The organism is Streptomyces cahuitamycinicus (genome assembly GCF_002891435.1).
GTDB lineage: Bacteria > Actinomycetota > Actinomycetes > Streptomycetales > Streptomycetaceae > Streptomyces > Streptomyces cahuitamycinicus.
Genome location: NZ_POUC01000026.1, coordinates 1 through 18,575, shown reverse-complemented (window position 1 = coordinate 18,575; position 18,575 = coordinate 1). Strand labels below are relative to the sequence as shown.

Sequence of the window (18,575 nt, the reverse complement as noted above, 5' to 3'; positions counted from 1 at the left end):
CCAAAGGGGAACCCGTCCGCGCCGGCTGGTGGCTGCGAATGCGACGGGGTAGCCGGCCGTCTCATGACTGCGGCCAACTGGCCACTGAGTGGCCATGGTTCGTGAAAGTCGGCCACGGGGCCTGAGATCCCGCAGGGCTCCTGGGGCGGATTCGCCCACGGCAGACGAGAAAGAGGCCCAAAGGGCTGGAACATCCTCCGGGACTATGTCAACGTACAACGCCCCGTAAAATACCAGGTCAGGGAACCCGCGCCCTGCTTCGGCCGAGACCCGACTCAAGGAGGCCCATCTGTCGGATTCCGCTCTCCGATCCGCTCGTTTCACTGATCCCATCCGCTTGGCATTTGGCGCCTTCGAACGCGGGCGCTGCACAGGAGTGAGAGGACTACAGCACCGTCTGCGCTGCGCGTCTGTGCGGCTGGACTGTTTGGCGAGGACTTGGCTGCCACGCGGCTACCGCTGAAACCGAGTGGTCCTCACACGCATCGCGACGCACCCGGAGCCGCGACGTGATGCGTCGCTCGACCTGCCGGTGCTCCCGAACCGTTGTGGCAGGAAGCCTTGACGGCTCACTGGCGGTGGGCTTTTGGCGCTCGCGATGGATGGCACGCCAGGGGCTTTGGTCCAACCGGCTGGCCTTCCGAGCGTCGTCCGCCGATAAGGAGGTCCGTGGACCTTCCCCGTGCGGGGCGCAACATAGACGACGATCGCCGGTTAGCCAAACCGGCGATCGTGACGAGCATTGAGGGTGTTCCCGCGGCTGTGCTTGGCGGTGGAGCCGTTGCGGAACGCAGTCGGTAGTGCCGCAAGACGCAAGGAGGTAATGAGCGGCTCCCGCCTGCGGCTTCTCTGATCTGCAGCGCCGGTTCACTCAAAGTAGCGATAGCCACGTCGAGTTGGCGTGAGGGCTTTGTGCGTTGCTGATCCCGCCTCCGTCGCTCTGTGCGCTCCCTCTCAAGGAATTCACCTGATGTGCCGAACCGCGAGACCCCCTGCCCTTTTTCGCCCCGGGCTGGCAGGTCCGTCCTCCTTGTACGCCGACTTCTTGTCCAGTTGGGACCGTGAGGCGGCGTCATGGCGGTAGCGGTTCGACCTGGGCAGAAGCTGACGGTTGACGAGGTCTGCGACGAGCTTCAGATCGCCCGATCGACCTTCTACGACTGGCGTCAGAAGGGGCGCGGCCCGCGCTGCATTCGACTGCCCAACGGCTCGCTTCGGATACGGCGCAGCGATTTCGAGAACTGGCTTATGGATTGCGAGGACCCTTCTTGATGGACACCAGCTCGTTGGACGTTCGTTTCTATCCGATAGAGACGAACAAGCGGGCCAATGGCAACACCTACACCGTCCGCTGGAAGGTCGCCCACAAGAAGCACAGCAAGACCTACAAGAAGAGCGCGGTAGCCGACGACGAGCGCTCGAAGCTGATGTCCGCGCACAGGAAGCGTGAGCCGTTCGACATCGAAACGGGTCGGCCTATCTCCTGGACGTCGAAGGCCACCGAGGCCAATTGGTACGACTTCGCTGTCGAGTACGTCGACTGGAAATGGCCCCGTGCTTCCGGAAACACCCGGAAGAACATGGCCAAGGCACTCACGCACGCGACCGTCGCCCTGCTGCGCACGCCTCCGCCTAAGCACTTCGAGCCTGTGATGGTCCGCAGGGCGCTGCGGGAGTACGCGTTCAACGTCAATCGGCGCACCGACCCCGAGAACCCGGTGCCGGCCGAAGTGCAGACGATCCTCGACTGGGTCAAGCGCAACGCACTCCCCATGAGTGCCTGGGAGAAGACCGAGACGGTCGACAAGGTCGTCATGGCTCTCGGCACCCTCCTGGACGGGACCGCGGCAGCCGCAAGCTCCGTCACGCGCAACGACCGGATCATGAACCTGGTCATGGGCTACGCGATCAGGCACAACTACCTGAAGGTCAATCCTCTCCCAAAGGGCAAGGGGGAGCGCACGGCACCGAAGGTGGCGCAGGCCATCGACAAGCGATGCCTGCTGAACCGCGACCTGGTTGCCCAGATGCTGGAGTGGATAGGCAGGCGTCCGCGTCGCGGACGCCTCTACCGGGCCTTCTTCGCCACCCTCTACTACGCGGGTCTCCGCCCCGAGGAGGCCGTTGCCCTCCGTGTGGGTGACGCCACCTTGCCGGAGACAGGCTGGGGCGAGTTCCTCGTCCATGAAGCCCAGCCCGAAGTCGGCAGCCAGTGGACCGACACCGGCGACGTCCACGAGGAACGGGACCTAAAGGGCCGAGGGGAGGGCGACACGCGCATGGTCCCCATCCACCCTTCCCTGGTCGCACTCCTCCGCGAGATCATCAAGGAGTACGACCTCAAGCCCGCCGACCTCCTCTTCCCGGGAGAGAAGGGGGGCATGCTGGCGGGTTCGGTCTTCCGGCGTGTCTGGGCGAAGGCGCGCGAGGAGATCCTTGACGAGCACGAGTTCAAGTCACCGACCGGCAAGCGCGTGTACGACTTGCGTCACACCTGCCTGACGACATGGCTCAACAACGGCATCCCGCCGGCCCAGGTCGCCGAGTGGGCCGGGAACAGCGTGCCGGTGCTGCTGGCCATCTATGCACGCTGCATCGTCGGCCAGCTGGATGACTACCTAAAACGGATAGAAGACGTCCAAGCTCTCCCAAAGGTAGCGGCGTGAAGAGCGGCCTCGGAGCCCCCAGGAAGATGGGCTCCGAGGCCGCTCTCTTGTGTGCTCGGAGGGGCTCGGAGAACGGTCTCGCGACCCCAGATCTTGTGGGACGTATGTGGGACGGACGCCCGTAGAAGCCCGGTTTTGGCCGGTGTCAGCCGGACTCGGCCCCTGGCGGAGGCGAAGACTCCGATTAACATGAAAGACCAAAAAACGCATTCTGACCTGCGAAAACGTCGCCAGCCAGACCGACGGTCAGTGGCGCCCCCGGCAGGACTCGAACCTGCGGCCAAGCGCTTAGAAGGCGCCTGCTCTATTCCGGCGTTTGGCTCGTCCAGATCGACCGCTCGCTGGCTGGGCGTCAGCGATTTTGGGTCAGCATGGCGATTCGCTCACGGCAGACGCATTGAGCCCGGAAGGGACTGGAATTGCGCGGCGAAGCAAGTGAACCTAGAGCAGCTCACGGAAGATCGTCTGCGTGGTCGGCGGAACATAGCACGGGATCGCCGGTTACCCAAACCGGCGATCCTCCGGACTATTGAAGAGGTTCGGTCGCCGTGCGATTCACAGGCGGTGCCCGGACCGCCGTGCCTACCCCCACGCCTCACCCCAAGGAGCTCACACATGGCCGCAGTTGTTGGCGCCAAAACGTTTCATCTGACCGATCGGCAGTGCTTTTCGATCCTGGACTGGGCCGCCGAGCAGCCGCAGAACGGCCTCGTACTGCGGGCCTTTCTGGCGTCCATCGCCCTCGCGGCGCTGCAGCCGAAGGAGGCCCTGGTGCTGCGTGTCCGAGACGTGGAACTCGCGGACGACGGTAGTGGTTGGCTGCTGATCCACCCTCAGGGACAAGAGCGCCGCGAGACGGATTCGGAGCGCGCGGGCGCCGAACGGCGTGTTCCTGCCTGCCGGGAGTTGGTGGCGCTCCTGAAGGCGGAGATCGCCCGGCGCGATCTCCGCCCCGATGATGCGATATTCGTTCTCGACGATGGGCGACCGCTGACCGCCCCGGTCTACCGCAAGATCTGGCAGCAAGCGCGGGCGGCGGTTCTGGAAGCGCACGAGGCCGACTCGTCGCTCGGCAGGAATATCTCCGCTCTGCGTGACGCGTGCATCGCGGCGTGGCTGAAGAACGGTGACCAGAGCGCGGCGCACATCTTCGTGGTGGCCGAGTGCGCCGGAATGAGCGCTCCTCGCCTCGCCGAACGCTTCGCGCACTGCCTTCGCAAGCCGACACGGGATGAAATCCCTTGGGACCGGCTCGAAGCTGCCCTCGCCCTTCCTGACCTGTCGAGTGAGCCGGCCCCGACCGCCGTGCGCCGTCCGTAGCGCTGTTCCGCGTTGCGGATCGTCCGCGATCCTTTCCTGCCGCATGACAAGACAACGGGTGGGCGGAAGAACTGGATTTCCGTCCACCCGGGCTCCCTCCTCCCCAACCTCACAGAGAACCATCGATGCCTGGACGATCTTTGCTTGCCGCCACCGCTTCCTCAGGCGCCGTATCCGCCGCCTTCCTGAACGTGAAGGACGCCGCCGACTACCTCGGCCTCTCACCCCACACGCTCTACGTCTGGCGCCACCGTCGCCAAGGTCCCCCGAGCTTCCGCATGGGACCTCGCGGTCGCGTCATGTACCGGCTCGAAGCGCTCGACGCCTGGGTCCGCGAACAGGAACAGGCCGACTCCCGCTCCAACCCGGCCCTCAACCCGCTCAACACCACCCTGCAGGAGCGGTCCAGCCGCTTCCTCGGCGTCTGAAGCCCCAAGCGCCGTAGAGCAGCGCCGCCCCCAGCCTCATCACCAAGGAGTTCCACCTGGCCGGCTACATAGAAGACCGATGGCTGAAGAAGCGCCCGAACCCGAAAACCGGCAAGCGCGACCGCACCGCCATGTACGGCAAGTGCACCCGCTACCGCGTCAAGGGCATCCCCGGCGTGAAGGACCGGTCCTTCGACGCCCTCCAGGACGCCAAGACCTGGCTCGCCCAGGCTCAGACCGACGCCCGCCGAGGCGAGTTCGTCGATCCCCGCGATGGGGCCATCTCCCTCAAGGACTACATCGCGACCCACTGGTGGCCCACCCAGAGCGGTGACCCGTCCACGATCGAGCGGATCGAGCAGAGGGTACGCCGGCACATCGTTCCCCACCTGGGTGCTCAGCCGCTGAACGCCATAGGCACGGAAGTCCTGCGCCACTGGAAAAAGCGGTTGGAGAAGGACCTCGGTCCGACCTCGATCCGTCTGGTCTGGGCGACGCTCTCCAGTGTCCTCCAGGCCGCCGTCGAGGACCGTCGCCTCGGACGCAACCCGTGCCGCTCCAGCACGGTCGGCCCGCCGGCAGCCACCCCCGGCAGGGTCGAGGCGTGGCCGCCCGAACGGGTGCTCGCGGTACGGGCGGCCATGCCGGACCGCTATCGGCTCCTCCTCGTGATCGGAGCAGGCCTTGGGCTCCGCCAAGGGGAGGCGCTCGGGCTCTCAGCGGATGACATCGACTTCGAGAAGGAAGTCGTCCACGTCCGGCGGCAGGTCAAGATGGTGCGGACGAAGCTGTGTTTCGCGCTTCCCAAGGGGCGCAAGGTCAGGGACGTGCCGTTGCCACCCAGCGTGGCCCGGGCCATCCGGCAGCACATGGAGCAGTTCGCGCCGGTGCCGGTCACGCTGCCCTGGGACGACCCGACTCCTGCCGAGACGCCGGTGGAAGCCAAACACCGGCGGCCGAGGACCTACAGCCTCCTGGTGACGGGACGCGAGCGGAAGGCCATCAACCGGAACTACTTCAACTCCTACGTGTGGAAGCCCGCTCTGGCTGAGGCGGGCGTGATCGCTCCGCTGGAGGAGGGCAGCGCCGACGGCGCTCGCGTGTGGGAGCCGTCCCGGGAGCACGGCTTCCACGCTCTGCGCCACTTCTTCGCCTCCGAGGAACTGGAGGCTGGCGAATCGGTTGTCTCCCTGGCACGCTGGCTGGGGCACTCCGATCCCGGGTTCACGCTGCGGAAGTACTCCCACTTCCTGCCCCGCGCCGGCGCACGGGGCACCGCCGCCATCGACGCGATCTTCGCGTAGCCGTGGCCGGTCGGCAGGACCTGTGGAGCGAGGCTCGTAGCCCACCGCGGGCCCAAAGTCCCAGAGAAGTCCCAGAGATGCCGCCGCACCCCTCCCTGACCCGCTGAGCCGCAGGTCAGACCGGGTGCGGCGGCATCCTCGTATCAAATGTCCCGGAACGTCTCGATCTGCGCCCCGATCGAGTTCAGCCGCTCCGCCAGGTCCTCGTATCCGCGGTTGATGACGTACACGTTGCGCAGCACCGACGTGCCCTCGGCGGCCATCATCGCCAGCAGGACGACCACCGCGGGGCGCAGGGCAGGCGGGCACATCATCTCGGCGGCGCGCCAGCGGGTCGGGCCCTCCACCAGGACGCGGTGGGGGTCGAGGAGCTGGAGCCGGCCGCCGAGGCGGTTCAGGTCGGTCAGGTAGATCGCGCGGTTGTCGTAGACCCAGTCGTGGATGAGGGTCTGGCCCTGGGCGACCGCCGCGATGGCCGCGAAGAAGGGGACGTTGTCGATGTTCAGGCCGGGGAACGGCATGGGGTGGATCTTGTCGATCGGCGCCTCCAGCTTGGAGGGGCGGACGCTGAGGTCCACCAGCCGGGTGCGGCCGTTGTCGGCGAAGTACTCGGGCGTGCGGTCGTGGTCGAGGCCCATTTCCTCCAGGACCGCCAGCTCGATCTCCAGGAACTCGATGGGCACCCGGCGCACCGTCAGTTCCGACTCGGTGACGACGGCCGCCGCGACCAGGCTCATCGCCTCGACCGGGTCCTCGGAGGGGGAGTAGTCCACGTCGACGTCGATGGTCGGCACGCCGTGCACGGTGAGTGTGGTCGTGCCGATGCCGTCGACCTTGACACCGAGGGCCTCCAGGAAGAAGCACAGGTCCTGGACCATGTAGTTGGAGGAGGCGTTGCGGATGACGGTGATGCCGTCGTGCCGGGCGGCCGCGAGCAGCGCGTTCTCGGTCACCGTGTCGCCGCGTTCGGTCAGGACGATGGGCCGGTCGGGGCTGACCGCGCGATCGACCTGGGCGTGGTACTGGCCCTCCGTGGCGGCGATGTCCAGGCCGAAGCGGCGCAGCGCGATCATGTGCGGCTCGACCGAGCGCGTACCGAGGTCGCAGCCGCCGGCGTACGGCAGTTTGAAGTGGTCCATGCGGTGCAGCAGCGGGCCGAGGAACATGATGATGGAGCGGGTGCGGCGGGCCGCGTCCGCGTCGATCGCCGCCAGGTCCAGCTCGGCCGACGGCACGATCTCCAGGTCGACGCCGTCGTTGATCCACCGGGTGCGCACGCCGATGGAGCCCAGCACCTCCAGGAGGCGGTACACCTCCTCGATGCGGGCGACGCGGCGCAGCACCGTGCGCCCCTCGTTGAGCAGTGAGGCGCACAGCAGCGCCACGCACGCGTTCTTGCTCGTCTTCACGTCGATGGCACCGGACAGCCGGCGCCCGCCGACCACCCGCAGATGCATCGGACCGGCGTAGCCGAGCGACACGATCTCGCTGTCGAGGGCCTCCCCGATGCGCGCGATCATCTCAAGGCTGATGTTCTGGTTGCCGCGCTCGATCCGGTTGACGGCGCTCTGGCTGGTGCCGAGCGCCTCGGCCAGCTGCGACTGCGTCCAGCCCCGGTGCTGCCGGGCGTCACGGATGAGCTTGCCGATGCGTACGAGGTAGTCGTCTGCCATGAGCTTGAGGTTATCTCAGATATGAGATGGGTCCCGACCGGGGGGTCCGTTCGGGTGATGGGCCGTCAACCCCGTCCGGCGGCCTCAGTGTCGTTTCGACGACGTGGTGCGCCGCCACCCGAAAGGTCCGGGCAGATCCATCGATGTCGTACGGCGTCCCGTACTGCTGCGCGTGTACCGGGGGCCGTTCTTGCCGCCGCCGGTGGTGATGGACCAGGAGCGCTTGTTGATGTTGAGCCGCACGCCGGGAAGAATCCGGAAACTCTTACGGAACGTGAGGGGCATTCAGGGCCTCCTTTCGGTGTCACCGGGTTTCCCCGGTTCCGTTCGGTTACCCCGAGTTCGCACTCTGATGGCACGACCGGCGGCGCGGAGTGGCGGCGCGGAGTGGCGGCGGCGCGGCGCGGCGGCGGCGTGGCGTGGCGGCGCGGTGTGCGGCGCGACCCCGCCCGTCGTCGTCTCCGCGGTGACGATCCGGCCGTCCCGGGCGCGAGCGGCGGCGGCCGTCGTGTGGTTGTCGCCCTGCGGTGCGTGCGGGCGACGTCGGCCGCGGCCGCGATGAGCTCCTGATCGACGTGTTGGTTCCGTGGGGTCGTCTGCTCCGCCTCCGCGGGGTGCCGGACGGCAGTGACGCCGAGTGGTGAAGGCGCGCAAGCGCATATCGGCCACTGCGGGATGCGCCACAGGCGCCGCCCGGGCATGACCAACGGCCCCGGGTGTACTAGAGTTATCTCGACATCGAGATATCTGCCGAGAAGCACCGCAGCCGTCACCCGGGTAAGGGCTACCTAACTTAGCCTTACCTTATCGGATCGGTCGAGAGGCCATGGCGGCAGGATCGTGGTGGTACGCGCACATCAATGAAGGAGACTGTCGTGTCGGCGAACAGCTTCGACGCCCGCAGCACGCTGCAGGTGGGCGACGAGTCGTACGAGATCTTCCGGCTGGACAAGGTGGAGGGGTCGGCCCGCCTTCCCTACAGCCTCAAGGTCCTGCTGGAGAACCTGCTCCGCACCGAGGACGGCGCGAACATCACCGCCGACCACATCCGTGCCCTCGGCGGATGGGACTCGCAGGCCCAGCCCAGCCAGGAGATCCAGTTCACGCCGGCCCGCGTGATCATGCAGGACTTCACCGGCGTTCCCTGTGTTGTGGACCTCGCGACCATGCGTGAGGCCGTGAAGGAGCTGGGCGGCGACCCGGCGAAGATCAACCCCCTCGCCCCGGCCGAGCTGGTCATCGACCACTCCGTCATCGCCGACAAGTTCGGCACGAACGACGCCTTCAAGCAGAACGTCGACCTGGAGTACGGCCGCAACAAGGAGCGCTACCAGTTCCTGCGCTGGGGCCAGACCGCCTTCGACGAGTTCAAGGTCGTCCCGCCCGGCACCGGCATCGTTCACCAGGTGAACATCGAGCACCTGGCCCGTGTCGTGATGGTCCGCGAGGGCAAGGCCTACCCGGACACCCTGGTCGGCACCGACTCGCACACCACCATGGTCAACGGTCTGGGCGTGCTGGGCTGGGGCGTCGGCGGCATCGAGGCCGAGGCCGCCATGCTCGGCCAGCCGGTCTCCATGCTGATCCCGCGCGTCGTCGGCTTCAAGCTGACCGGCGAGCTCCAGGCGGGCACCACCGCCACCGACCTCGTGCTGACCATCACCGAGATGCTGCGCAAGCACGGCGTCGTCGGCAAGTTCGTCGAGTTCTACGGCGAGGGCGTCGCCGCAACCTCCCTGGCTAACCGCGCCACCATCGGCAACATGTCGCCGGAGTTCGGCTCCACCGCCGCGATCTTCCCGATCGACGACGAGACGATCAGCTACATGCGGCTCACCGGCCGCAGCGAGCAGCAGCTCGCCCTGGCCGAGGCGTACGCCAAGGAGCAGGGCCTCTGGCTCGACCCGGCCGCCGAGCCCGACTTCTCCGAGAAGCTGGAGCTCGACCTGGCGACGGTCGTCCCCTCCATCGCCGGCCCGAAGCGTCCGCAGGACCGCATCGTCCTCGCCGAGGCCGCCCAGCAGTTCGCGAAGGACGTCCTCAACTACGTCGAGGCGCCCGTCGCCCCGCAGACCACCGCGGCCTCCCCGGTCGACGAGGCGAGCGACGAGTCCTTCCCGGCCTCCGACGCCCCGGCCTACGGCAACCAGGAGAACGGCGCCGGCGCCCCGCAGCACGCCGACGGCACCGGTGCCGCCGTCCCGTCGGCCCCGGTCACCGTCACCGCCCCCGACGGCTCGACCTACGAGATCGACCACGGCGCCGTGACCGTCGCGGCCATCACCTCCTGCACCAACACCTCCAACCCGTACGTCATGGTCGCCGCCGCGCTGGTGGCCAAGAAGGCGGTGGAGAAGGGCCTGACCCGCAAGCCGTGGGTCAAGACCACCCTCGCCCCGGGCTCCAAGGTGGTCACCGACTACTTCGAGAAGGCGGGTCTGACCCCGTACCTCGACAAGGTCGGCTTCAACCTCGTCGGCTACGGCTGCACCACCTGCATCGGCAACTCCGGCCCGCTGCCGGAGGAGGTCTCCAAGGCCGTCAACGACCACGACCTCGCGGTCACCTCGGTCCTCTCCGGCAACCGGAACTTCGAGGGCCGCATCAACCCCGACGTCAAGATGAACTACCTGGCGTCCCCGCCGCTGGTCGTGGCCTACGCGCTCGCCGGGTCCATGAAGGTGGACATCACCAAGGACTCCCTGGGCACCGACCAGGACGGCAAGCCGGTCTTCCTGAAGGACATCTGGCCGACGGAGGCCGAGGTCAACGAGGTCGTCGCCAACGCCATCGGCGAGGACATGTTCTCCAAGTCCTACGCCGACGTCTTCGCGGGTGACGCCCAGTGGCAGGCGCTGCCGATCCCGACCGGCAACACCTTCGAGTGGGACGCCGAGTCGACCTACGTGCGCAAGCCCCCGTACTTCGAGGGCATGACGATGGAGACCACCCCGGTCTCCGACATCTCCGGCGCCCGGGTGCTGGCCAAGCTGGGCGACTCGGTCACCACCGACCACATCTCCCCGGCCGGTGCCATCAAGGCCGACACCCCGGCCGGCAAGTACCTCACCGAGCACGGTGTGGAGCGCCGCGACTTCAACAGCTACGGCTCCCGCCGCGGCAACCACGAGGTCATGATCCGCGGTACGTTCGCCAACATCCGCCTGCGCAACCAGATCGCGCCGGGCACCGAGGGTGGCTACACCCGCGACTTCACCCAGGCGGACGCGCCGGTGTCGTTCATCTACGACGCCTCGCAGAACTACCAGGCCGCCGGCATCCCGCTGGTCGTCCTGGCCGGCAAGGAGTACGGCTCCGGCTCGTCCCGCGACTGGGCCGCCAAGGGCACCGCGCTCCTCGGCGTCAAGGCCGTCATCGCCGAGTCCTACGAGCGCATCCACCGCTCGAACCTCATCGGCATGGGCGTGCTGCCGCTGCAGTTCCCGGAGGGCCAGTCCGCCGAGTCCCTCGGCCTCACCGGTGAGGAGACCTTCGACTTCACCGGCGTCGAGGAGCTCAACAACGGCACCACCCCGCGCACGGTGAAGGTCACCACCGACACCGGCGTCGAGTTCGACGCGGTCGTCCGCATCGACACCCCCGGCGAGGCGGACTACTACCGCAACGGCGGCATCATGCAGTACGTGCTGCGCAGCCTGATCCGCAAGTAGGCGGACCGCGCTGCGGTTCGAGGGCCGCGTTCCCGGGTCACCGGGGGCGCGGCCCTCGCCGTTCAAGCGGCGCGGGCGGGTCACGCGGCGTGGGCGGGTCACGCGGCGCGGGCGGGTCACTCGCCGCGGTACTTCGCCGCCGCGGCCTGGGCGAGGTCCTGGGACTTCTCCAGGGCCGTGTCCACCGACTGCCGCCCGGCGATGGCCGCGGCGATCTGCTCGGAGACCGCCGTACCCAGCACGGCGAACTCGGGAATGCTCAGGAAACCGATGCCGTCGTAGGGGCGGGGAGCGACGCCGGGGTCCTTCGGGTCGGCGGAGTCCGTCGCCGCCGTGTACTCCTGCCGGTACCAGGCACCGGCCGCCTGCTGGTACTCGGGCTTCTCGTAGAGCGACTTGCGGTTCCCGGCGGGGGCCGAGGTCCAGCCCACCTCCCGGCCGACCAGTTCCTGGAACTCCTTGGAGGAGGCCCAGGAGATGAACTCCCAGGCGGCGTCCTTGTTCTCGGCCGCCTGCTGGATGCCCCAGGCCCAGGTCCACAGCCAGCCGGCCTTCTCGGTCCGCTCGTGCGGGGCCGGGACGTAGCCGACCTTGCCCTTGACCGAGGAGCTGTCGGCCTCGATCGACGAGGCCAGCGACGTGGCGTCGTACATCATGGCGCACTTGCCCTGGACGAACCGGTCCAGGATCTCCAGCACGCCCATCCGCTCCGCGCCGGGCTGGCCGTGGGAGCGGAGCAGGCCGACGTAGAACCCGACGGCCTCCCTGAACTCCGGTGAGGTCAGGCGGGCGTTCCAGTCCATGTCGTACCAGGCGCCGCCGAAGGTGTTGACGACCGTGTTGATCGGGGCGAGGTTCTGGCCCCAGCCGGGCAGGCCGCGCAGGCAGATGCCGCTCGCGCCGTCGGTTCCGTCGACCCGGGCGGCGAGGTCGGCGACCTGCTGCCAGGTCGGGTTCGGCGGCATCGTCAGCCCGTCCTTGCGGAACAGGTCCTTGCGGTACATCAGGAAGGAGCCCTCGCCGTAGAAGGGTTCGGCGTAGAGCTTGCCGTCCTCCCCGGTCAGCGAGGACGCCAGGTTCGGGAAGACGTCGTCCTGGTCGAAGTCCTCGTCGGCCTTCACGTAGGAGTCCAGCGGGGCAAGCCAGCCGTTGGCGGCGTAGATCGGCACCTCGTACGCGCTGACGCTGGCCACGTCGTAGCGGCCGGCCTGGGTCGCGAACTCGCGGTTCATCTCCTCCCGCGCCTCGTTCTCCGGCAGCACGGTGTAGTCGACGGTGATACCGGTCTCCGCCGTGAAGTGCTTCTTGGTGAGCTTCTTGAGGGTCTGGATCTGCGGCACGTCCGTCGCGAGCACGCTGAGGTCGGCCTGCTCCTCGCCGCCGGGCAGATCGGTGTCACCGCATCCGGCGAGGACCAGACCGGCGGCGACCGCGACGGCCACGGCGGCCTGGGTGAGGCGGCTGCGTTTCATGACATCTCGCCCATACCCACCTTCGCCCGTTGTTAGGCATTCCGTAAAGAACGGATCAATGGCGCCATTCCGGCATGCCGCAGCTCACGGCCGACCGCGTCTGGCCTGGGCGCGTCTGGACAGCGCGTCGGCCGCGACGGCGGCCAGCAGCACCCCACCGGTGATCATGAACTGCACGGCGTCCTGGACGCCCAGCAGCCCCATGCCCGATGCGATCGACTGGATCACCACCACGCCGAGCAGCACCGACCAGGGCGAGCCCCGTCCGCCGAACAGACTCGTCCCGCCGATGACGGCCGCCGCGATCGCGTTGATCAGCAGCATCCCCGAACCGGCGGCACGCGCCGTCGTGGGGCTCGCCGAGGTCAGCCCCGACGCCACGAACAGCCCGCCGACCGCGGCCAGGGTCCCCGACACCATGAACATCGCGACCCGCACCCGCTCCACCCCGATGCCGGCCCGACGCGCCGCCTCGACCCCGCCGCCCAGCGCGTACACCCGCCGCCCGTAGCGGGTCCGGCGCAGCACGTAGTCCGAGACGACCAGGACCACCAGGAAGATCAGCAGGGCGAGCGGCAGCCCCTGGAACCGGTTGAGGGTGAAGGCCGCGGCGAAGGCGATCACCGCGAGGAGCCCCGTGCGCAGCCAGACCTCGCCCCGGGAGCGGTAGGGCATCCCGGCCGCCCGGTGACGGCTCCGGCGGCGGTGGGCGGCCAGGGCGTACCCGGCCGTGCCGAGCGCGGCGACCGCGTACGCCGCCAGGTGGTTGCCGAAGTGGCGGCTGGTCAGCGAGGCGACCAGGCCCTCCTCGTCGATGTTGATCGTGCCGCTGGCTCCCAGCAGGTAGAGCGTCAGGCCGTTCCAGATCAGCAGCCCGGCCAGCGTCACCACGAACGCGGGCACGCCCAGCCAGGCATGGAAAACCCCGTGGAAGGCGCCCACGGCCGTCCCGGCGGCCACCGCCACGATCACCGCCAGCCACTCCGGCACCCCGTGGTTCACGTTCAGCACGGCGAACGCCGCCCCCGCCAGGCCGCTGACCGAACCGACGGACAGATCGATCTCCCGGATCAGCAGGACGAAGACGATGCCGACGGCGACCAGCCCCGTCCCGACGATGTCCACGCTGAGGTTGGACAGGTTGCGCGGCGAGAGGAACTTGTCGTCCAGACCCTGGAAGACGATCCAGATGACGATGAGCCCGGCGATGACCAGGAGCGGCCCTCGCTCCCCGCCGCGCACGCTGCCGCGCACGTCCAGGGCGTACTCCCGCAGGCTGTCCTGCCATCCCCGGGTGCGCCGCTCACCGCGGGCGGTGACCGGTCCGGCGCTGCCCGGCCCGGCAGGCACGCCGTCCCGCCGCGGCCCGCCGCGGCTCACGGCCACGCCTCCTCGTCGCCCTTCGAACGGTGGGCCACGGCGTTGTCCGCCGCCCCGGTGACGGAGGAGATGATCTGCTCCTGGGTCACCGTGCTCACGTCGAACAGCCCGTTGTTGCGGCCCAGCCGCAGTATGGCGACCCGGTCCGCGACGGCCTTGATGTCGCCCATGTTGTGGCTGATGAGGATGATCGCCATACCGCGGTCGCGCACCTCCTCGATGAGGTCGAGCAGATGGCTGGTCTGCTCCACGCCGAGGGCGGCGGTGGGCTCGTCGAGCAGCAGCACCTTGGGCGCGCCCATGAGCGAGCGGGAGATCGCCACGGCCTGCCGCTGCCCGGCCGACAGCGCGGCGACCGGCACCCGCACGTCGGGGATGCGGATCGACAGGGTGCGCATCAGATCGCGGGCCCGGCGCTCCATCTCGACCTCGTCCAGGACGCCCACCCGGTCGATCTCGCGGCCGAGGAAGAGATTGCCGACGACGTCCAGGTTGTCGCACATGGCGAGGTCCTGGTACACGGTCGCGATGCCCAGGGCGTGGGCGTCGTGCGGGCGTTTGATCTGCACGAGGCGCCCCTCCCACTCGATGAGGCCCCGGTCGGCGGGGCTGACCCCGGAGATCACCTTGACCAGGGTCGACTTGCCCGCTCCGTTGTCACCCGCCAGGGCCACGACCTCACCGGCCCTGACCTGCAGGTCGACGTCGACGAGGGCCTGCACGCCGCCGAACCGCTTGGTGATGCCGCGCAACGCGAGTACGGGGGGACGGGCCACGGGGAACCACCTCACTCACCGGGTCAGCCCGGCCCGGTCGCAGGCCGGACGGAGCTTCGGGGTGCAGATCTGGTCGATCGTGTAGACACCGTCCCGGACGACCGTCCGGCCGATCGTCTCGCGCGTCACGGCAATCGAGTCGAGCAGCACCGCCGGGACGTCCTCGGTCGTGGGGCTGTCCACCTGCGCCGTGACCAGCGCGTCGATGTCGTTGCCCCGCGCCAGGGCGACGGCCATCGCGGCGGCCGCCTCGGTCTCCAGCCGGAACGGCTTGTAGACAGTCATGTACTGCTCGCCCTTGACGATGCGCTGCAGCGCGTCCAGGTCCGCGTCCTGGCCGGTGACCGGAGGCAGCGGCGAGACGCGGGCGCTCTTCAGCGCCGAGATGACACCGGCCGCGATCGAGTCGTTGGCGGCGAGCACCCCGTCGATCCGGTTCGGCCCGAGGGCGCTGATCGCGGCGGACATGTGGTCGTGCGCGTTCTCCGTACGCCACCCGATGGTGTTGTACGACTTCAGGATCCGCACCTCGCCCTGCAGGGCGGACCGGGCCCCGCCCTCGTACCAGGCGGCGTTGGGGCTGGACGGGTCGCCGTTCACCATGACGACACCTCCGCCGTCGGCCCTGCCGCCCATGCCCCTCAGCAGCGCCTGGCCCTGTTGCCTGCCGACCTGGGCGCCGTCGAAACTGACGAAACCCGAGATCGGGCCCTCGGCGAGTCGGTCGTAGGCGACGACCGGGACGCCCTCGCGCTGCGCCGCGCGCACCGAGGAGCGCAGGGCCTTGGGGTCGACGACGTCCAGGATCAGGGCCGAGACGCCCCGGGTGATCATGGAGTTCATCTGCTGCCGCTGGCTCGCCGCGTCGTTCTCGGCGTTGGCGTACACGAGCGTGCAGTCGGGGCAGAGCTCCTTCACCCGCTTCTCGATCAGGGGCTTGTCCGACTTCTCCCAGCGGGGCACGGCCCGGCTCGGCAACAGCAGCCCGATGGTCTGCCCGCCCTCGCCCTCCCCGCCGCTGTCGGTACACCCGGCGAGGGTCATGGCCAAGAGGAGCGCCAGCAGCCCTGCGGCGCCGCGCAGACCGGGGCCACGCATCAGGGGCCTCCTTCGTCCGGCCGGTTCCGGCGCGGGGGCGGGTCCGCGACACCGTCGCCGATGTGCTCCATGGCCCGGTCGAGCCCCACGGCCTGCTCGCCCCTGCGGGCAGCCGCTTGCTCGCCTTTGCCGCCTGTTGCTTGCTCGCCGTCGCGGTCTGGGGTGCGGTTGTCGTGACCGTCCGTGGCGCGGTGGCCCTCGCGGTCCGTGGCGCGGTCGCCCTCGCGGTCCGTGGCGGGGTCGTTGTGACCGTCCGCCGCCCGGTCGTCGTGTCCGTCCGTCGCCCGGTCGTTAAGGTCGTCCGCGGACCGGTCGCCGTGATCGTCCGCTGCCCGGTCGTCGCCACGGTGGCGGCCCTGGTCGCGGGACTTGCGGCGGTTCCGGCCCAGCCCCCAGCCGCGGTCCCGGCCCAGGCCCCAGCCGCGGCCCGGCTTCCGCTCCTCCTCCGGTTCGGCCTCCGGTTCCTCGTCCGGTTCCTCGCCGGGTTCCGCCCCCCGCTCCGGACGGGTGACGACGATCTCGCTCCACACCTGCTTGCCGCCGCCCACCGGCACCGAGCCCCAGGCCGCCGACACGGCCTCGACCAGGAAGAGCCCACGGCCGCCCGTCGACTCCCAGTCCACGACGACCGGCTTGGCCGGCGCCCGGGGCGAGGAGTCGTTCACGGTCACCCGCAGCCGGTCCGCCGCCAGGGTCAGCTCCACCCGCACCGCGCCCTGCGTGTGCACCAGCGCGTTGGTGACCAGCTCCGACACCACCAGCAGGACGGTGTCGGCCTCGGCCGAGATGCCCCACGAACGCAGCGTCCGCGCGCTGAACCGGCGCGCGTGCATGACCGCGTCCGGCAGCCGCCACACCACCCAGCCCGACCGCACGGGCCGTACCCGCATCCCGTCGTAGCGCAGCAGCAGCACCGCCACGTCGTCCTCACGGCGCCCGGCCTCGCCGAGCAGTTCGTCGGCCATCCGCCCCGGGTCGGCGGGATCGGCCGCCGCGAGCGCCTGGCGTACGAGCCGCATCCCCTCGTCCAACTGCAGATCCGCCGACTCGACCAAGCCGTCCGTGACCAGCGCCAGGACCGTGCCCGGGGCGAGCGCGAGGGCGGTGAGGGGGAACTCCGCGTCGGCGAGGACGCCCAGCGGGAGCCCGCCCTCGACGGCGATCTCCGCGGTGCCGCCGTCGGGATGCCGCACCAGCGGGGCCAGATGCCCCGCCCGCACGAACAGCGCGTTGCCCTCCTCCATGTCCAGTTCGACATAGCAGCAGGTGGCGAACAGGTCCGTCTCCATGCCGACGAGCAGCCGGTTGGCGTGCGCGACGACCACGTCCGGGGGATGCCCCTCCACGGCGTAGGCCCGGACCGCCGTACGCATCTGGCCCATGATCGTCGCGGCCCCGGCGCTGTGCCCCTGCACATCCCCGATGACCAGCGCCACCTTGCTCTCCGACAGCGCGATCACGTCGTACCAGTCGCCCCCCACCTGGAGACCGCGCCGGGCGGGCAGATAGCGGGCCACGGCGGTGCCCCCGGGCAGCTTGGGGAGCCGGCGCGGCAGCAGGCTGCGCTGGAGCATCGTCGCGAGCTCCTGCTCGGCGTCGTAGGCGTGCGCGCGCTTCAGGGCCTGCCCGACCAGGCCCGCGGTGGCGGTCAGCAGAGCCCGCTCCTCGGGGGCGAACTCGTGCGGGGTGTCCCAGCCGACCAGGCACACCCCGGCCACCCCGTTCTTGGCCGGCAGCGGCAGCACCGCGAGGCCGCCGGGCCCGATGCCCGCCAGCCCCGGCTCCAGCACCGAACCGACCGGCCACAGGCTCACCCGGCCGTCCCGCAGCGCCGCCTGGAGCGTGGGCAGCGCGGTGACCGGGGCGTCGGGCCACTCCGAGCGCCACTCGCGCCGCCACAGCTCCGGCCAGGCACCCGCGCCCGGCGGATCGAGCACGGTGACCGCCAGCCGGTCCTCCACCAGCTCGGCGAGCGCCACCCGGTCGGCACCCAGCGGCTCGCGGAGCGCGGCGACCACCACACGGCTGACGTCCCGGACGGTCGTGGCGTCGTCGAGCGCGGCCGTCAGCCACTGGATCCGGGCGACGTCGCTGGCGCTGCGGCGCAGCACGGGCGCCGCGCTCACCACGCCCAGCACCCGCTCCGGAGCGCCTTCGGGCCCCTTCAGCACCCGGCAGCTCAGCCGCAGCCAGCACAGTTCACCGGTGGGCCGTCGGATACGGAACTCCAGCTCACGCCGGCCGGGGGTCTGCGCGGACGGCTCGATGACCGACATCAGCGCGGGGACGTCCTCCGGGACGCTGCACGACAGCAGCGTGTCGGTCTTGCCGTCGAAACCGCCCTCGGGGATGCCGACGAGTTCGAGCAGCGCCGGGTCCGTCTCGACCAGCCCGGTGCCGGGCGACAGGGCGAAGGACCCGACCCCCATGGCGCGCAGGGCCGAATCCAGCAGCGGCGAGGGCGCCGACCGGTCCGCCTCGCCCCGCAGCCGTTCGGCGACGGCCTCGGCGTACCACTCCAGAAACTCCCGCTGCTCGGTCCCGAATCCCTCCCCGGCCTCTCCCACCACGACGAGACACCCCAGCCATCCGCCCGCGGCCCCCAGCGGCAACGCCCCGAGCGGGGCGGAGGCGGCCGCGCCCTCCTCACGCCCGGACATCACACCCGCGAGCCACACGGCCCGCCCTCGCTGATACGCCTCGGCCACGGCGGGGCAATCGCCGTCGATGCGGGCCTCGCCCGGAGGCTCCGAGGCGGGGGAGCCGTGGGAGGCGTGGGAGGCCGTC

At 69.7% G+C, this 18,575-nt stretch carries 13 protein-coding genes and 1 pseudogene; 6 read left to right on the top strand and 8 right to left on the bottom strand.

Annotated features, from left to right (window positions below):
• Positions 1 to 1,074: 1,074 nt before the first annotated feature.
• The 5 genes from C1J00_RS06115 to C1J00_RS06095 all read left to right on the top strand — a co-directional run bounded on the left by C1J00_RS06115 (position 1,075) and on the right by C1J00_RS06095 (position 5,718).
• Complete coding sequence (locus tag C1J00_RS06115) at positions 1,075 to 1,272, top strand: helix-turn-helix transcriptional regulator (protein WP_079084689.1); 198 nt, start codon at positions 1,075 to 1,077, stop codon at positions 1,270 to 1,272.
• Positions 1,272 to 2,666, top strand: coding sequence for a tyrosine-type recombinase/integrase (locus C1J00_RS06110; RefSeq protein WP_180989430.1), 1,395 nt, complete (start codon positions 1,272 to 1,274; stop codon positions 2,664 to 2,666). Before C1J00_RS06115 ends, C1J00_RS06110 begins: the two co-directional genes overlap by 1 nt.
• Before the next feature lie 615 nt (positions 2,667 to 3,281).
• Complete coding sequence (locus C1J00_RS06105; protein ID WP_102908006.1) at positions 3,282 to 3,986, top strand: site-specific integrase; 705 nt, start codon at positions 3,282 to 3,284, stop codon at positions 3,984 to 3,986.
• A gap of 125 nt (positions 3,987 to 4,111) precedes the next feature.
• Entirely contained in the window at positions 4,112 to 4,414 is a 303-nt protein-coding gene (locus C1J00_RS47600) for a helix-turn-helix transcriptional regulator (protein ID WP_102908005.1), read from the top strand.
• 83 nt (positions 4,415 to 4,497) lie between these two features.
• A complete protein-coding gene (locus C1J00_RS06095; RefSeq protein WP_102908004.1) occupies positions 4,498 to 5,718 on the top strand; it encodes a tyrosine-type recombinase/integrase in 1,221 nt (406 codons plus the stop codon).
• Positions 5,719 to 5,861: 143 nt separating this feature from the next.
• Here C1J00_RS06095 and C1J00_RS06090 read toward each other — a convergent pair whose 3' ends face one another.
• The 3 genes and pseudogenes from C1J00_RS06090 to C1J00_RS46440 form a co-directional block, all read right to left on the bottom strand.
• On the bottom strand, positions 5,862 to 7,391 hold the full coding sequence (locus C1J00_RS06090; protein ID WP_102908003.1) for a helix-turn-helix domain-containing protein: 1,530 nt from the start codon (positions 7,389 to 7,391) through the stop codon (positions 5,862 to 5,864).
• Between the two features lie 84 nt (positions 7,392 to 7,475).
• Complete coding sequence (locus C1J00_RS06085; RefSeq protein WP_102908002.1) at positions 7,476 to 7,676, bottom strand: DUF4236 domain-containing protein; 201 nt, start codon at positions 7,674 to 7,676, stop codon at positions 7,476 to 7,478.
• Between the two features lie 159 nt (positions 7,677 to 7,835).
• Positions 7,836 to 8,053, bottom strand: a pseudogene (locus C1J00_RS46440) (hypothetical protein); the annotation flags it as partial.
• Positions 8,054 to 8,266: 213 nt separating this feature from the next.
• Here C1J00_RS46440 and C1J00_RS06075 point away from each other — a divergent pair.
• Complete coding sequence (locus C1J00_RS06075) at positions 8,267 to 11,062, top strand: aconitate hydratase (RefSeq protein WP_102908023.1); 2,796 nt, start codon at positions 8,267 to 8,269, stop codon at positions 11,060 to 11,062.
• Positions 11,063 to 11,178: 116 nt separating this feature from the next.
• On the opposite strand, the gene C1J00_RS06070 is transcribed toward C1J00_RS06075, so the two are convergent.
• The 5 genes from C1J00_RS06070 to C1J00_RS06050 all read right to left on the bottom strand — a co-directional run.
• The gene (locus C1J00_RS06070) at positions 11,179 to 12,534 is read right to left on the bottom strand and encodes an ABC transporter substrate-binding protein (protein WP_102908001.1); all 1,356 of its coding nucleotides are present in this window, start codon (positions 12,532 to 12,534) and stop codon (positions 11,179 to 11,181) included.
• 84 nt (positions 12,535 to 12,618) lie between these two features.
• Positions 12,619 to 13,914 (bottom strand): sugar ABC transporter permease, encoded by a 1,296-nt coding sequence (locus C1J00_RS06065; RefSeq protein ID WP_102908022.1) that lies wholly within the window; start codon positions 13,912 to 13,914, stop codon positions 12,619 to 12,621.
• Positions 13,911 to 14,690 (bottom strand): ATP-binding cassette domain-containing protein, encoded by a 780-nt coding sequence (locus C1J00_RS06060; RefSeq protein ID WP_102908000.1) that lies wholly within the window; start codon positions 14,688 to 14,690, stop codon positions 13,911 to 13,913. Before C1J00_RS06060 ends, C1J00_RS06065 begins: the two co-directional genes overlap by 4 nt.
• Positions 14,691 to 14,705: 15 nt before the next feature.
• A complete protein-coding gene (locus C1J00_RS06055) occupies positions 14,706 to 15,788 on the bottom strand; it encodes a substrate-binding domain-containing protein (protein ID WP_102907999.1) in 1,083 nt (360 codons plus the stop codon).
• A partial coding sequence (locus tag C1J00_RS06050; protein WP_439333386.1) for a SpoIIE family protein phosphatase occupies positions 15,788 to 18,575 on the bottom strand: 2,788 nt, incomplete at its 5' end. The genes C1J00_RS06055 and C1J00_RS06050, both read right to left, overlap by 1 nt.

Excerpts from the sequence above, each read along its gene's own strand:
- C1J00_RS06085 (WP_102908002.1), bottom strand. The coding sequence starts at position 7,676 with ATGCCCCTCACGTTCCGTAAGAGTTTCCGGATTCTTCCCGGCGTGCGG.
- C1J00_RS06070 (WP_102908001.1), bottom strand. The coding sequence starts at position 12,534 with ATGAAACGCAGCCGCCTCACCCAGGCCGCCGTGGCCGTCGCGGTCGCC.
- C1J00_RS06115 (WP_079084689.1), top strand. The coding sequence starts at position 1,075 with ATGGCGGTAGCGGTTCGACCTGGGCAGAAGCTGACGGTTGACGAGGTC.
- C1J00_RS06110 (WP_180989430.1), top strand. The coding sequence starts at position 1,272 with ATGGACACCAGCTCGTTGGACGTTCGTTTCTATCCGATAGAGACGAAC.
- C1J00_RS06105 (WP_102908006.1), top strand. The coding sequence starts at position 3,282 with ATGGCCGCAGTTGTTGGCGCCAAAACGTTTCATCTGACCGATCGGCAG.
- C1J00_RS06090 (WP_102908003.1), bottom strand. The coding sequence starts at position 7,391 with ATGGCAGACGACTACCTCGTACGCATCGGCAAGCTCATCCGTGACGCC.
- C1J00_RS47600 (WP_102908005.1), top strand. The coding sequence starts at position 4,112 with ATGCCTGGACGATCTTTGCTTGCCGCCACCGCTTCCTCAGGCGCCGTA.
- C1J00_RS06055 (WP_102907999.1), bottom strand. The coding sequence starts at position 15,788 with ATGCGTGGCCCCGGTCTGCGCGGCGCCGCAGGGCTGCTGGCGCTCCTC.